The sequence below is a fragment of the Achromobacter sp. AONIH1 genome (assembly GCF_002902905.1).
In the GTDB taxonomy this organism is placed as follows: Bacteria; Pseudomonadota; Gammaproteobacteria; order Burkholderiales; family Burkholderiaceae_B; genus Achromobacter.
Genome location: NZ_CP026124.1, coordinates 4605497 through 4620765 on the forward strand (window position 1 = coordinate 4605497; position 15269 = coordinate 4620765).

At 68.6% G+C, this 15269-nt stretch carries 14 protein-coding genes; 2 read left to right on the forward strand and 12 right to left on the reverse strand.

The annotated features are described in order from the left end of the window. Positions 1-4: 4 nt before the first annotated feature. The 10 genes from C2U31_RS21065 to C2U31_RS21110 all read right to left on the reverse strand — a co-directional run bounded on the left by C2U31_RS21065 (position 5) and on the right by C2U31_RS21110 (position 11012). A complete protein-coding gene (locus C2U31_RS21065; protein ID WP_103274560.1) occupies positions 5-856 on the reverse strand; it encodes a branched-chain amino acid ABC transporter permease in 852 nt (283 codons plus the stop codon). A 54-nt stretch (positions 857-910) separates the two neighbouring features. Further along, positions 911-2161, reverse strand: a complete 1251-nt coding sequence (locus C2U31_RS21070) for an ABC transporter substrate-binding protein (protein ID WP_103274561.1) — start codon at positions 2159-2161, stop codon at positions 911-913. A gap of 224 nt (positions 2162-2385) precedes the next feature. Then, positions 2386-3192: a putative hydro-lyase gene (locus C2U31_RS21075; protein WP_103274562.1), complete on the reverse strand. Its 807-nt coding sequence runs from the start codon at positions 3190-3192 to the stop codon at positions 2386-2388. A gap of 107 nt (positions 3193-3299) precedes the next feature. Continuing rightward, positions 3300-4205 (reverse strand): LysR family transcriptional regulator, encoded by a 906-nt coding sequence (locus C2U31_RS21080; RefSeq protein ID WP_103274563.1) that lies wholly within the window; start codon positions 4203-4205, stop codon positions 3300-3302. Positions 4206-4285: 80 nt separating this feature from the next. Beyond that, positions 4286-5635: an amidase gene (locus C2U31_RS21085; protein ID WP_103274564.1), complete on the reverse strand. Its 1350-nt coding sequence runs from the start codon at positions 5633-5635 to the stop codon at positions 4286-4288. A gap of 68 nt (positions 5636-5703) precedes the next feature. Beyond that, positions 5704-6387, reverse strand: coding sequence for a DUF2848 domain-containing protein (locus tag C2U31_RS21090; RefSeq protein ID WP_103274565.1), 684 nt, complete (start codon positions 6385-6387; stop codon positions 5704-5706). A gap of 127 nt (positions 6388-6514) precedes the next feature. Next, positions 6515-7798 (reverse strand): TRAP transporter large permease, encoded by a 1284-nt coding sequence (locus C2U31_RS21095; RefSeq protein WP_103274566.1) that lies wholly within the window; start codon positions 7796-7798, stop codon positions 6515-6517. Beyond that, on the reverse strand, positions 7795-8415 hold the full coding sequence (locus tag C2U31_RS21100) for a TRAP transporter small permease subunit (protein WP_103274567.1): 621 nt from the start codon (positions 8413-8415) through the stop codon (positions 7795-7797). The genes C2U31_RS21095 and C2U31_RS21100 overlap by 4 nt, the downstream gene beginning before the upstream one ends. Positions 8416-8588: 173 nt before the next feature. Beyond that, positions 8589-9635 carry a TRAP transporter substrate-binding protein gene (locus tag C2U31_RS21105; RefSeq protein ID WP_103274568.1) on the reverse strand — a complete coding sequence of 349 codons (1047 nt, stop codon included), beginning with the start codon at positions 9633-9635 and terminating at the stop codon, positions 8589-8591. Between the two features lie 468 nt (positions 9636-10103). Next, positions 10104-11012 (reverse strand): LysR family transcriptional regulator, encoded by a 909-nt coding sequence (locus C2U31_RS21110; protein ID WP_103274569.1) that lies wholly within the window; start codon positions 11010-11012, stop codon positions 10104-10106. 67 nt (positions 11013-11079) lie between these two features. Here C2U31_RS21110 and C2U31_RS21115 point away from each other — a divergent pair, with 67 nt between their 5' ends. Continuing rightward, entirely contained in the window at positions 11080-12015 is a 936-nt protein-coding gene (locus tag C2U31_RS21115; protein ID WP_103274570.1) for a DMT family transporter, read from the forward strand. Positions 12016-12190: 175 nt separating this feature from the next. Continuing rightward, complete coding sequence (gene fabV, locus C2U31_RS21120; protein ID WP_103276495.1) at positions 12191-13381, forward strand: enoyl-ACP reductase FabV; 1191 nt, start codon at positions 12191-12193, stop codon at positions 13379-13381. A 39-nt stretch (positions 13382-13420) separates the two neighbouring features. Here the strand turns inward: fabV and serB are convergent, their stop codons facing one another. Next, entirely contained in the window at positions 13421-14155 is a 735-nt protein-coding gene (gene serB / locus C2U31_RS21125) for a phosphoserine phosphatase SerB (protein ID WP_103274571.1), read from the reverse strand. Between the two features lie 19 nt (positions 14156-14174). Further along, positions 14175-15083: a LysR substrate-binding domain-containing protein gene (locus C2U31_RS21130; RefSeq protein WP_103274572.1), complete on the reverse strand. Its 909-nt coding sequence runs from the start codon at positions 15081-15083 to the stop codon at positions 14175-14177. Positions 15084-15269 lie beyond the last annotated feature (186 nt).

The window sequence follows — 15269 nt, forward strand, 5'->3', positions numbered from 1 at the left end:
CATCTCACCACCGTCCGAACAGGCCCTTGGGCCGATACCAGAGAACCAGAATGAACAGGATGAACACGCTCACCGTCTTCAGCGCCGGCGCGACGAAGTAGCCCGTCATGGCCTCGATGATCCCGATCAGGATGCCGGCGATGAACGCGCCCGGCAGGGAGCCGAACCCGCCCATGCACACGGCCACGAAGGCCAGCAGGCCGAACACCGTGCCCACCGAGGGAAACACGTAGAAGAACGTGGTCAGCAGCGCGCCCGCCACGCCGACCGCGGCGCTGCCCAGCATCCAGACCTGGGCATTGACGCGGTCGGGCGATATGCCCACCAGCGCCGCCACCTGGCGGTCTTCCGCCACCGCCTGCAGGGCGTGGCCCCAGCGCGTGCGATAGACCAGGACGAACAGCACCGCCACCAGCAGCAGCGCCACCAGACCGGTGACGACCTGCGGACGGCCCAGCGAGACGCCGGCCAGCGACACGCTGCCGGACACCAGCGTGTCGGGCAGGCTGCGATAGTCAGGGCTGAAGGCGATGAAGGCCAGCTGGCGCAGCACCAGGCCCAGGCCGAAGGTGGCCAGGATGATGGCCATGGCCGGCCCCTTCTGCAGCCGCCGGATGATGAGCGCGTAGGTCATGAAGCCGACGAAGGCCAGCGCGATGGCGACCAGCGGCGCGGACATCGTGGGATCGATATGACCGAGGGTGAACAGCCAATAGGCGGCATACATGCCGAGCATCAGGAACTCGCCGTGGGCGAAGTTGATGACGTCGGTGATGCCCCAGATCAGCGCCAGCCCCACCGCCACCGCGGCATAGATCAGGCCGTTGAACAGGCCTGCCGAGAGAGCTTCGAACATGAGGGACTCCTGCGGCGGGCGCGACGGCCCGCCGCTGCTTGCAAGTGATGCGGCTTATTTCCAGCTGAACGGCAGCGTGGGCAGGCTCTTGTCCGAGCGGTACTTCTCCGGCCACACGGTCTGGTAGCCGGCGCCCTTCAGTTCCAGGATCAGGCCGGCGCCCTTGGTGTTCTGCCCCTTGGCGTCGAACTTCACGCCATCCCAGGGCATGGCCACCTGCGATTCGCCCAAGTCGGTCGCGGCCAGCGCCTTGCGGATCGCCTCGGGATCGGTGGAACCGGCCCGGTTGATGGCGTCGGCCAGCACCAGCACGCCCTGCATGGAACGCGCATTGTTGCCGTTCAGGTCCTTGCCCGTCTTGGCCTTGTACATGTCGTTGATCTTCTTGAGCCCCGCCTTGGCCGCGGCCACGTCGTTGCCCCAGACATCGCGCGACAGCACGCCCTGCACCTGCGGTCCGACTTCCTGCACGAAGCGCGAATCGATGAAGCCGGCGTCGTTGGCCAGCAGCACCGGCGGCGCGTACTTGCTCTCGCGCATGGTGCGCACGAACAGCATGGCGTCGGACGTGTAGCTGGCGAAGATCGCCACGTCGGGCTTGGCCGCCGACAGTTTCTGCACCTCGGCCGTGACCGAGGCCGAACCGGCGCTGTAGGCGATATTGGCCACGACCTCGCGCTTGTATTGCTTGGCGAACTTCTCGACGGCCTTGTAGGTGTTCACGCCGAAGTCCGTGTTCTCGTACACCACCGCGATCTTGGTGGTCGGGACGGCCTTCACGCCGTCCAGGAACTGCATCATGTTCTCGATGAAGGTGTCATCGTTGGGCGAGGTGCGGAAGAACCACTTGTAGCCGCGCTCGGTCAGATCCGGGCTGCTGGACTCGCCGTTCAGGTAGGGAATGCCGCGCTGCTCGGCGATGCGGCTGGCGGTCTTGGTCACGGCGGATTGGTAGGCGCCGGTCAGGGCCACCACCTTTTCCTGATCGATCAGGCGCTGGGCGTCGGCCAGCCCGACTTCCGGCTTGCCCTGGGAGTCGCCGAACACCACTTCGATCTTGGCCCCGCCCAATGCCGGCAGGCCGCTGCCGGCAGCCAGCGGAATGCCTTCCAGTTCGGGATGCGGATTATTGACGATCTCCACGGCCAGCTCGACCGCGGCCTTGATCTCGGCGCCGGTGGACGCCAGCGCGCCGGACAGCGGATAGATCGCGCCGATGCGCACGGTCTTCTGCTGCGCCGAGGCCGGCACGGCGGACAACAGGGCCAGACTTGCGACCACACCCGCAATGAGCTTCATCTTCATTACTGAACTCCCGGAATAAGCCTGATGGCTGAACATGCACGGGGCTGGACGCCCCGCCTGGTTACGTTTCGTCCGGCGGCAAGACGCCCTCCTCCGCGATCGCGGAAGATGCCGGCACTCGTTCGTTGTCGCCTTTTCCCCTTGTCCTTTGATGGATCGTTATGAAGGCAGAACAAAAATAGCGCTTAAGGCCGCCGCTGGCTAGCGGGGCTTATGCTCAGATATCAAAGTATCGCCATCTGGCTGTTGACCAGATCCGTGACCAGCATGTGGCCCGGCGCGTGGGTGATGCAGAATTCCGGCTTGACCGCAGCCACCACCGACTGCGGCGTGACGCCGCAGGCCCAGAACACGGGAATCTCGCCCGGCAGGATCTCGACCGCGTCGCCGTAGTCGGGCTTGGCTATATCTGCGATACCGATCAGGGACGGATCACCCAGATGCACCGGCGCGCCATGCACCGAGGGAAAACGCGAAGTGACCTGGATGGCGCGTATCGCGTCCGCCGCCTTCAGGGGGCGCATGGACACGACCAGGGGACCGCCGAACACGCCGGCGCGCTGCGTCGGCACGTTGGTCCGGTACATGGGCACGTTGCAGCCCTGCTGGATGTGACGCACGGGCAGGCCGTTGTCCAGCATGGCTTCCTCGAACGAGAACGAGCAGCCGATCAGGAAGGACACCAGGTCGTCGCGCCACCAGTCGTGCACGTCGGTGGGCTCGGCCACCAACTCGCCATGCTTCCAGACGCGATAGCGCGGGATGTCGCTGCGGATGTCGATGTCCTGCCCGAGTTCCGGCAGCGAGGGATCGCCCGGCTCGGACATGGCCAGCAAGGGACAAGGCTTGGGATTGCGCTGGCAGAAATGCAGGAAGTCGGCCGCCAGCGCGCGCGGCAGGATCGCCAGGTTGGCCTGCACATGGCCGGGCGCCAGGTTGGCGGTGGGGCCGGTGAACCGGCCGCTGCGGGCGTCGAGCCGCGCCTGGCGGGCCAGCGCGACGCTGTCGCGCGCCACGGTGATTGCATTCATGTTGATCCCCTTGAAGCTTGTTTGGTATGGGGAGCATTGCACCGGAACTCGCCGCGTCCGTCTAATCACATGTTGCGATAGACCCCGATCAGAAATCCTTATCAGGGTTATGCCGGATGGCGCTGCGCTTCCTCGCGCGCAATCTGCTGCGCCGCCTCGGCCACCGTGCGCGGCACCTGGCTGTCCGGCCCCTGCATCCAGCAGGCGGTGTAGTGCAGCGGCGGCACCTCGCCGTCCTTCACGTCCAGGATCCGCAACTCGCCCTGCGCCAGCTCGCGGCGCAGGATCACCGGCGCGATCAGCGCCGTGCCGATGCCGTCCAGCGCCATGCGCACGATCACGCTGAGCGCCGAGCTGCCGTACATGCGCGGCGACTCCACACCGGCCTGCAACAGCATCTGCCGCGCCGCGCGGTGCGGATCGGTGGTGGAGGGATAGGTGATGACGGGCCATTCGGCCAGCCGCCTGAGCGAGATCGGCTGGCGGCCGACCTTGAGCTTGGGGCTGGCCACCCAGCTGAGCGGGTAATTGCACAGGTACAGATTCTCGACCCTCGGCTCTTCCATCGGTCCGAGCAGGAAGGCCAGGTCGATCTGGCGCGAGGCCAGCTGCGCCTTGAGCACCGTGGTCGTGTCGACCTGGATCTCCACCATCAGCCCGGGATAGGCGTCGTGCAGGTGCTCCATGAGCCTGGGCAGCCAGGTATGGACGATGGTTTCGGACACGCCCAGCCTGAGCATGCCGCTCATCACGCTCTTGGCGCGCGCGGCCTCCTGCATGTCGCGCCGCATCTGCAGCATGCGCTCGGCGTGGGACAGCAGTTCACGCCCCTTGGCGGTGAGCTTGATGCCACGCACGTCGCGGTCGAACAGGCGCACGCCCAGGTCCGATTCGAGCGAGGCGATGCGTTGGGAAATCGCGGGCTGGGTGGCGCTGAGCTTTTCCGCGGCGGCGCGAAAGCCGCCCAGCGTGGCCACCCAGAAAAACGTCTCGATGTTGCGCAGGTCGATCATCGGGTCCGGACCCTGGCTGGTACAGCCGCCATCTTAGCGCCGGCACGGCGCGCGCCCAAGGCCCGCGCCGTGATTCGCGATCAGCGAACGGCCAGCAGATCCTCGACCGACAGGCCGATGCCCAGGATGCGGCGGTCGGCGCCGTTGCCGCCGGCGATCATCAGGCCCACCGGCGCCGTGCCGGGCGCCTGGCACGGCAGCGACAGGGCGCAGCCATCCAGGAAGTTGATCAGCGTGGGATTGCGCAGGATCAGGCCGTTGGCCGCGTAATAGGCTTCGTCCGATGAAGCCAGGTCGGCCACCGCGGGCGCAACGATGGGCGTGGTCGGCAGGATCAGCGCGTCATAGCCGGCGATGCGCTGGTCCACGCCCGCCACCCAGGCTTCGCGGGCGTCGAGCAGGTCCAGGTAGTCGGCGGCGCTCATGTCCTTGCCGCGCAGGATGCGGGACACCACGCGCGGGTCATAGCGCTTGCCGGCGCGGGCGATCAGGTCGCGGTGCCAGGCCCAGGCCTCGGCCGCGGTGAAGCCGCCCTTCGAATTGATGGCGCCCAGTTCCGCGAATTCCGGCACCTCGATCTCGTCGATCAGCGCGCCGGCCTCGGCCAGCCGGGCCAATGTGCGCGCGAAGGTGTCGGCCACGTGCTTGTCCATGGCGTCCAGCGCCAGCGTGACCGGCACCGCCAGCCGCAGGCCGCGCAGCGGCAGCGGCGCGGGCGCCGGCTCGTTGTCACCCGACAGGATGGCGTCCAGCTCGGCGCAGCAGCGCACGCTGGCGGCGATGGGGCCGATGGAATCCAGGTTGGCCGACAGCGGCAGCACGCCGGCCATGGACACGCGCCAGGCGCTGGGCTTGAAACCCGTCAGCCCGCACAGCGCCGCCGGGATCCGCACCGAGCCGCCGGTGTCCGAGCCAATGGCGGCGGCGGCCATGCCGTCGGCCACCGATACCGCCGCGCCCGATGAGGAACCGCCCGGAATGCGGCCGGTGGCGCGGTCCCAGGGATTGAGCGGCGTACCGTAGTGCGGATTGATGCCCAGGCCCGAGTACGCGAACTCGGTCATGTTGGTGCGGCCGACGATGACCGCGCCGGCGGCGATCAGCCGGTCCACCACCACGGCGTTGTGCTCAGCGGCAGGCTCGCCTTCGCGCGCCACCGAGCCGGCCATGGTGGTTTCTCCCTTGACGTCGAACAGGTCCTTGATGCTGACGGGCAGGCCCTCCACCGCCGAGCGGACCACCCCGGCCGCGCGCAGCGTGTCCGAGGCGCGCGCCTGGGCCAGCGCCGATTCGGCGTACAGCCGGGTGTAGGCGCGGGCGCCCTCGCCCGCCGGATCCGTGGCGCGCGCCAGCGCCTGTTCGGTCAGCTGGACGGAGGTGGTGCTGCCCTCTTCGAGAGCCGTCGTCAGTTCATTCAAGGTCAATGGCATAGCGATCCAAAGCGCCGCCGCGCGGCATGAGAGAAATACAGACGTGTCAGGGACTGCCCGGGCCGGCCTCAGGCCACCACCGGCAGTTCCTCGACATGATACCGGTGCCGCAGGCTGCGCTGACGGCGCGGGTCATACAGTTCCATGCTGAAGTCGGCCGAAGGGCGAATGCCGCCGATGGCGCCCACGGTGCCGCAGGTCATGCCGGCGCCTTCCGGCAGCACCGCCGCGCCGCCGGTGTAGCCGGCGATCAAATCCTGGGGCGTGCGCAGGCTGGCCAGCGGGCCTTCCTGATACAGCACGCGCTCGCCGTTCTCGACGATGTACGAGCGGATCACCAGCTCGTCCCAGTGGCCGGCCACGTCGGCCAGCGGCCACGCGGCGCGCGCCACCGGCTTGACGCAGACCTGCTTGGACAGCGCCACGCTATAGGTTTCCAGCTTGCGGTCGGTGTGGTCCGAGGCGATGCTGACGTACATCTCGCCATCCACGGCGAACACGAAGGTCTCGACCTCGCCGGACGAGTCGCCGCCCACGGCCTGCACCGTGTCGGCCTGGGTCAGCTGGTTGTCGGCGATGCGGTAGTACAGCGGCACGCTGGTGGGACGCGGCACGCCGATGGCCGCCAGTTCCTCGATGTGATGCTCGATGGCGGCCATGTCGCGCCCGGCCCAGCCGGCGACGATCAGGGTGTTGAAGTCGACTTCCACCTGGCGGGGATTCGAACCTTCGATCTGGAATACGGCTTTCATGTCTGTCCTGCCAATGAATGATGAATGGGATGGCCCGCCGCGCGGGCGCCCGCCCCGCGTCGGGGCGATGGGAACCCCGGGGCGGCAGGGCCGCCGCCCGGGAGGAATCAAGGGGAAATGCGCGTGTCTAGCCGAAGGCGCGCGGCAGCCATAGCGCCACGTCCGGCCACCATGCCAGCAGCGCCAGCATCACGGCCATGGCCAGCACGAACGGCAGGCTGCCGACGATGACCGCGCCCATGGAACCGCTCTTGCGCAGGCTCTGCACCACGAACAGGTTCAGGCCCACGGGCGGCGTGATCAGCGCGGCCTCGACCAGGATGATGATGACGATGCCCAGCCAGATCGGGTCGTAGCCCAGGCCGATCATGATGGGCGCAACGATGGGAATCGTCGTGATCATCATGGACAGCGTCTCCATGAAGCAGCCCAGCACCAGGTAGAACACGATCACGATCAGCAGCATCCAGCCCGGCGACAGCCCCAGGCCGGTGATGGACTGGGTCAACGCGTCGGTCAGGCCGGTGGCCGACATGACGAAGTTCAGGAAGCTGGCGGCGATCACGATCAGCATGATCATGGCCGTGGAGCGCATGGTGCCTTCCACCGCCTCGCGCAACATGTTCCAGGTCAGGCGCCGGTACCAGGCGGCCAGCACCAGCGCGCCCAGCACGCCCAGCGCGGCGGCCTCGGTCGGCGTGGCCAGGCCGGCGTAGATCGAACCCACCACCAGCAGGAAGATGCCCAGCGGCGGCGCCAGATGAACCAGGCTGGCCATGCGCTGGCCCCAGGTCGCGTGGATCTTCTTGCCCCCCCAGGACGGCTTGGCCACGCAGGCGATCACGACCGTCAGCATGAACAGCGCCGCCATGGCGAAGCCCGGGATGATGCCGGCCAGGTACAGCTTGGGCACGGACGAATTGGTCAGCACGCCGTAGATGACCAGGTTGATGGACGGCGGGATCAGGATGCCGAGCGTGCCGCCGGCGGCCAGGCTGCCCAGGAACAGCGGCTCGTTGTAGCCGTACTTGCGGATCTGCGGAATGGCCACCGTGCCCACCGTGGCGGCGGTCGCCACGCTGGAGCCGGAAGTGGCCGAGAACAGCGTGGACGCGCCGATGTTGGCGTGCATCAGCCCGCCCGGCAGCCACGACAGCCACAGGCTCATCGCGCCGTACATGCGCTCGGCGAAGCCGGCGCGCAGCAGCACCTCGCCCAGCATGATGAACAGCGGAATCGCCACCAGCAGGAATTCATTGTTCGAACTCCACGACAGTTCGCCGATGGCGCGCGACAGCGGCAGCATGGAGAACAGCGGGTCCAGCGTCAGGCCCAGCACGCCCAGGGCGGCGCCCACAGGAATGGACAGGCCGATCAGCACCAGCAGAAGAATCAGGGCGGTGGCGATCATGCGGCTTCTCCCTTGACCATGCGTTCGCCGGCGGCGGCTTCCTCATCGGCCTCTTCCTGCGCCGAGCGCACGCCGCAGATCTGCTTGACCAGTTCGATGTCGCCCGTGACCAGCGCGGCCGAGGCGCGCGCCAGCATCAGCGCCACCGTCAGGCACATCCAGGCCAGGCCCAGCAGCCACAGACCCTGCGGAATCCACAGCGGCGTGGCCAGGGGCGTGTTGGCGGCGGACTTCTGCGCCCAGGAGGTCTGCACCATGTCATAGGCGTAATAGGTCAGGAACACCATGAAGACGGCCAGCGCCACCAGCGACAGCCAGTCCAGCACGGCCGACAGCCGCACCGGCAGGAATTGGTAGAGCACGTCCACGCGCACGTTGGCGCGCTGCAGCGTGGCGAAGGCCAGCGCCCAGGACGTGCTGATGGCGAAGGCGTAGCTCGACAGTTCGTCGGCGCCGCCGGTCGTGAAGCCCAGGAACTTGCGGGCCAGCACGTCGAAGGAAATGAGCAGGACGCTGGCGATGGTCAGCGCCCCGCCCGCCCAGACGGCCACGCGCGAGCAGCTTTCGGCGCGGCGCAGCAGCCCGCCGAGCAGGCGGAAATGTTCGGTAGAGGTCATCGGTCTTGACTCCGCGAGGGGGTCGCCCGGCGCGGGGCGCCGGGGGTGGAAACGCCGGGAGCCGGCGCCGCCCCGCCCGCGAGGGCCGGCGACGCGCGGTCCCGGTTACGTGCTCGACGTCATTCGCGACGTCACTTGCGCGATGTCACTTGCGGGACATCGCAAGCGGGACATCACTTGCTGGCGGTCACGCCCAGCGTCTTGCCGACGGTGGCGTTGAAGTCCTTGACGCACTGGGCCGAGCAGCGCGCGGCCCACTTGGGCAGCACGGCTTCCTGCGTGACCTTCTTGAGCAGGGCGCGGTCGGCCTCGGACGGCTGCACCAGCACCATCTTGCCCTTGACCGGATACGGGCAGGCGGCGGCGCCGGTATTGCAGTCATAGCCTTCCTGGGTCTGGCGCGCGGCGGCGTCCCAGATGTTGTCGACCAGCGTCTTCACATTGGCCTGCAGGAAGCCACGCACGGCCGGATCCAGCTTGTCCCAGGCCTTCTGGTTGACGGCGTGGATCTGCTGGTTCCAGTTGATCGGCAGCGCGTACAGGTGCGTGGAAACTTCGTACCACTTGGCCGAATAGCCGGACAGCGAGCCGGTGATGGCGCAATCCACCACCTTGTTCTGCAGCGCCGGCACCACTTCGCCGAAGGCCATGGTGACGCTGGAACCGCCCAGCGCCTCGACGAACTCGGCGGTGGTGCGGCTGCTGGTGCGGACCTTCTTGCCCTTCAGGTCGGCCAGGCCCTTGATTTCGGCGTTGCAGAACAGCACCTGGGCCGGATAGGTGGAAATGCCCAGCAGCTTGACGTTGTTGCCCTCGCCGTACAGGCGCGCATAGACCGGCTCGAAGGCATTGGTGACGGCGCGCGCGGTCTGCGCGTCCGGCGCCAGGCCGGCCAGGTCGATGGCTTCGTTGATGGGGTTGTCGCTGGCGAAGTACGACAGCGTGGCGGTGCCGAACTCGATCACGCCCTGCGACATCAGGCGCAACAGCTCCGGACCCTTCAGGCCCATTTCATTGAAGCCCTTGATGTCGGCCGTGACCTGGCCCTTGGACAGCTCGGGAATGGTCTTGGTCCAGAAAGGCTTTTCGTAATCGTTGTAGGCCGTCAGGTTCGACAGGCCGCCGACGACCTTCAGCTGCGTCTTGGGCAGGTCCTGGGCGTGGGCGGCGCCGGCCAGCAGGCCGGCCGCCATGGCGGCGCATATGAGGGTTTTCTTCATGGATCAAGCTCCTGGCTGCGGGAATGTCTGCCGCGCGCGGGTCCCCGTTGGCCCTGGCTGCGCGCGGCCGCGAATGCGGAACGCGAATCGCGAGCGCCGGCCCCGTGGCTGTATGCGGGGCCGCCGGAACCGCCTCGGTCCGGTTCCGCCGCGCCGCGCGAAGCCTGGCTTCGCCGCCGCCCGGAACCCGTCCGCTGCCCTTCCCCGCTATCCCCGCGCCGCCTTTACGGGCGCTCGTTATCGATGTGGCGGCATTGCACCGTCCGGGACGCGCAGCGTCCAATCGTATGTTGCGATGCCGAGGTATAAATATTTCTTTGGTGTGGCGCGCGACAGCTGGCTTATTACCCGCAAACCCAGTGCTGGCGCGGCTTTGCAGCCCAACGGCAATATCGCGCGATGGCCGCGCGGCGCGCCTGGGCCGCGCCTGTCCACGGGAAAACACCTAGGGCCGCCGGCCCGGTCTGATTAGCCCGCCGGCGTTCCATCGGTGGCCTGCGCGGCCACTTTCTGCGCCATCTGCGCGATCAGGCGCACCGCATGGCTGTCCGGACCCTGCACCCAGCTCGCGGTGAAACTCAGCTCGGGCAGCGGATCGGCCTCGACCCGCAGAATGCGCAGCTCGCCGCGCGCCAGTTCCTTGCCCAGGAACACCGGCGCGATGACGCTGGTGCCGATGCAGTCCTCGGTCATGCGCACCATCATGGACATGGATGCGCTGCCGTACATGCGCGGCGCGGCCACGCCGGCGCGCGTGAGCATGTCGCGCACCACGCGGTACGGCGCGCTGTTGGACGGATAGGTGATGATGGGCAGCCGCGCGATGCGCTCCAGCGTCACCGGCTCCGGCCCCAGGTCCAGCTGCGGATTGGCGACCCAGGCCAGCGGATAGGTGCACAGCGGCAGGTTCTCGACCCGCGCCTCCAGCACAGGCCCCATCAGGAAGGCCAGGTCGATCTGCCGCGACAGCAGATGCGGGCGCAGCACGTGCGTGGTGTCGACCTCGATCTCCAGCACCAGCGCCGGATAGGCGGTGTGCACCAGTTCGATGAGCGTGGGCAGCCAGGTCTGCACGATGGTCTCGGCCACGCCGATGCGCACGGTGCCGGACATGACGTTCTGCTCGCGCGCGGCCTCAAACATGTCGCGGCGCACCTGCAGCATGCGTTCGGCATGCGACAGCAGTTCGTGGCCCTTGCCGGTGAGCTTTACGCCGCGCGCCTCGCGCTCGAACAGCCGCACGCCCAGGTCGGCCTCGAGCGAGGCGATGCGCTGCGATACCGCGGGCTGTGTGGTGTTGAGTTTGTCCGCGGCGGCCCGGAAGCTGCCCAGGGTGGCGACCCAGAAAAAAGTCTCGACGTTGCGTAATTCGATCATGGCCCTATCCGTCTGGCGCGATGAGCGTATCATGTCAGCCGCCCACCGTCCCCCACAGGAGTTGTCCATGACCCCGGCCGCTACCGGTCGCCCGCGCCCCGCCGCGCCCGCCACCCGCGGACCGTTGATCGGCGTGCTGCTGCTGGTCCTGTCCATGTGGACGCTGTCCTGTCTGGACGCCAGCGGCAAGTGGGTCATGAACGCAGGCGTGCCGTTGCTGCTGCTGTCCTGGTTCCGCTATGCCGTGCACCTGGTGCTGGTGCTGGCCCTGGTGCTGCCGGCGCGCGGCCTGGGCGTGCTGCGCAGCGTGCGGCCGCGCGAGCAGCTGGTGCGCGGCGCCTCGATGTTCCTGGCCACGCTCATGTTCTTCACCACGCTGAGCTACATCCCCCAGGCCGAGGCCACCGCCATCAACTTCCTCGCGCCGCTGCTGGTGCTGTCGCTTGCGCCCTGGATCCTGAAGGAGCCGGCTCGGCTGTCGCGCTTCGTGGCGGCCGGCATCGCCTTCGTCGGCGTCATCATCGTGATCCGGCCCGGCGGCGGCCTGGATCCCACCGGCACCGTGTTCGGCCTGCTCACCGCCTGTTGCTTCGCCGCCCAGTTCATCGCCACCCGCCGCGTGGCCGGCGACGACCCGTTCACCTCGCTGATCTGGAGCGGCGCCGTCGGCACCGCCTGCCTGACCCTGGCCCTGCCCTTCATCCTGCCGCCCGCGCTGCCGGTGCTGCGCGAGCTGTCCCTGCTGGACTGGAGCCTGCTGATCTCCACCGGCATCACAGGCGGCCTGGGCCACCTGTTCCAGATCGCCGCGTACCGGCGCGCGCCGGCCTCGACGCTGGCGCCGTTCATCTACCTGCAGATCATCAGCGCCACCACCGTGGGCTGGCTGGTCTGGGGCCATTTCCCGGACCCGCTGACCTGGCTGGGCATCGCCGTGATCTGCGCCAGCGGCATGGGCATCGGCCTGGTGGAATGGCGGCGCGGCCGGGCCGCCGCCCGCTAGCCCCGTACTAGCAAGCCGCCGGCATCCCGTCAACTGGCCGCCCCGGGCCCGGCTCCCGTACAATGCCCGTCGCATTTTCGCTTCCGACCCGCCGGCCCCGCGCCGGATTCCAGACTTGAGGCCCCGCATGGTCCAATCCCCGCCCGATAACGCGCCCGCCCAGGACGGCGTGCGCCTGGTCATCAAGCCCCGCGTGCGCGGTTTCATCTGCGTGACCACCCATCCCGCCGGCTGCGAGGCCAATGTGCGCCAGCAGATCGACTACGTGCGCAGGCAGGGTCCCATCGCCGGCGCGCCCAAGCGCGTGCTGGTGATCGGCGCGTCCACCGGCTACGGCCTGGCCGCGCGCATCAGCGCGGCCTTCGCAGGCGGCGCGCAGACGCTGGGCGTGTTCTTCGAGCGCCCGTCCGAGCCATCCAAGCCGGGCACGCCCGGCTGGCACAACAGCGCCGCCTTCCACCAGTTCGCCCAGGCCGAGGGGCTGTACGCCCGCAGCATCAACGGCGACGCCTTCTCCGACGAGATCAAGCGCCAGGTCATCGAGGCCATCCGCGCCGACCTGGGCCAGGTCGACCAGGTGGTCTACAGCCTGGCCGCGCCGCGCCGCAGCCATCCGCGCGACGGCAAGGTCTACACCTCGGTGCTCAAGCCCGTGGGCCGCGCCGTCACGCTGCGCGGCCTGGATACCGACCGCGAGGTCGTGCGCGAATCCACGCTGGAACCGGCGACGCAGGAAGAGATCGACGCCACCGTCGCCGTGATGGGCGGCGAGGACTGGCAGATGTGGATCGACGCGCTGCTCGAAGGCGGCGTGCTGGCCGAGGGCGCCACCACCACGGCCTTCACCTACCTGGGCGAGCGCATCACCCACGACATCTACTGGAACGGCTCCATCGGCGCGGCCAAGAAGGACCTGGACCGCAAGGTGCTGGACATCCGCGCCAAGCTGGCGGCGCGCGGCGGCGACGCCCGCGTGTCGGTGCTCAAGGCCGTGGTCACGCAGGCCAGCTCGGCCATCCCCATGATGCCGCTGTACCTGTCGCTGCTGTTCAAGGTCATGAAGGCCGAAGGCACGCACGAGGGCTGCATCGAACAGGTCTACCGCCTGTACCGCGATGGCATCTGCGGCCCCGCGCCGCTGCGGGACGAGGAAGGCCGGCTGCGCGTGGACGACTGGGAACTGGCGCCCGCCGTGCAGGCGCGCGTGCAGGAACTGTGGAACCAGGTCGAGACCGCCAACATCAACGCATTGACGGACTTCGCCGGCTACAAGTCCGACTTCCTGCGCCTGTTCGGCTTCGAGGTCGAGGGCGTGGACTACGAATCGCCGGTCAATCCGCACGCGCGCATCGACGGACTGGCCTGAACCGCGCCGGCCCGGCGCTTGCCCGGGCCGCGCACCCCGCTAGCCCGGCGTGAACAGTTGCAGCAGGCGGTCCAGCCCGCCTGCCTCGATGGTCACGTCGGCCTCGCGCCGCACCGCCGGCTTGGGATGGAAACCCACCGACAGCCCCGCCGCCCGCATCATGGGCAGGTCGTTGGCGCCGTCGCCCACGGCGATCGCCTGCTCGGGCGCCACGCCCAGCCGCGCGCAGACCTCCAGCAGCTTGTTCTTCTTTTCCTCGCCGTCGCAGATGTCGCCCCAGGGCTGCGGCAACAGCCGGCCGGTGAGCCTGCCGTCGCGCGTCTCCAGCACGTTGGCGCGCACGTCGTCCAGCCCCAGGCGCTGGCGCAGCCGGTCGGTATAGCAGGTGAAGCCACCGGTCGCCAGCAGGCAGTAGAGGCCGGCGCGCTTGCAGGCGCCGATCAGTTCCTCGGCGCCAGGGTTAAGGGTGAGGCGTTCGTCATAGACCTGGTCCGCCAGCGCCTGCGGCATGCCGGCAAGCAGCGCCACCCGCTCGCGCAGGCTTTGCTTGTAGTCGCTGATCTCCCCGCGCATCGCGGCCTCGGTGATCGCCGCCACCTCGGCGCCGCGCCCCATCAGCGCGGCCATCTCGTCCAGCGTTTCAATGGCGACCAGCGTCGAGTCCATGTCGAAGGCGATGACGCGGTAGGCCGACAGCGGCGCCGGCGTCCAGGGGCGGCGCAGGCTCAGGCCGGGATAGGCGGCGTGCGCGGTTGGCTCGAAGGGTTCGGACATGAGGATTTCCTTGCTTGCGCTATGCGCCACGGGACGGCTCGGTCCCCTGCCCGCACAGCCAGTCGATGAATCGTTGCGCGGCCGCCGCCGCCGGCCCGTCGGGACGGTACAGCGCATGGATGCCGGCGTTGGGCAGCTGCGGCTGCGCGAACAGCGGACGCAGCCGGTCGGCGGCGATGTCGTCCTGCAGCAGGCACCACGGCGCCAGCGCGATGCCCAGGTCGTTCATGGCGGCCTGCATGCAGAGGAAGTGATGGTCGAACACCGGCCCGGGCAATTGCGCGGGCACGTCGACCTTGGCCAGCGCGAACCAGCGCGGCCAGTAGTCCATGCCGCCCGCGACCTTCAGCAGCGGATGGCCCAGACAGTCGGCCGGCGCGGCCAGCCGGTTGCGCTCGATGAAGCGCGGCGAAGCCACCGGCACATGAAAATCGTCCAGGCAGTGCACGCAGCTCAGCTCGGCGTGCGCCATGTAGCCGTGGCGCAGCAGCACGTCGCTGCCGGCGTCGCCACCCCGGTCCAGGAAGGAACGGCCCTGCGTGGTCAGCTGAACATCGATGCCCGGATGCAGCGCCTGGAAGCCGGACAAGCGCGGAATCAGCCACTTCATGGTCAGCGACGGCGTGGCGCAGACCCGCAGCGTGCCGGTAAATCCCGGTGCGCGCAGCTTGGCGGTGGCGGCGGCGATGCGCTCCAGGCTGGCCTGCACTTCCGGGAAATAGGCCTGGGCGCAGGGCAGCAGCGCCACGCCGCGCGCCTCGCGCGCGAACAGGGGCTGCCCCACATGGTCCTCGAGGATGCGGATCTGCTGGCTGACCGCGCTGTGCGTGATGCTCAGTTCATCGGCGGCGGCCGTGAAGCTGCGCAGCCGGGCGGCCGCCTCGAATACCCGCAGCGCCTTGAGCGGCGGCAGGCTGTGACCGGCCATGTCAGGCCGCGCCCGCCCGCCGGCCTGCGCGGCGCGAGTCTGTGCTGCGATTTCCCACGGTTTCCCTTGTCGTGTCGTTATTTTTCCGGTCCACGGCCCGCTCAGTGCGGGCGCGCGTCCATGCAGCGGCATTCTAGGGGATAGCGGCGGCGCCGACCTCTTAGAAAAACTAACGCCACGCCTTAA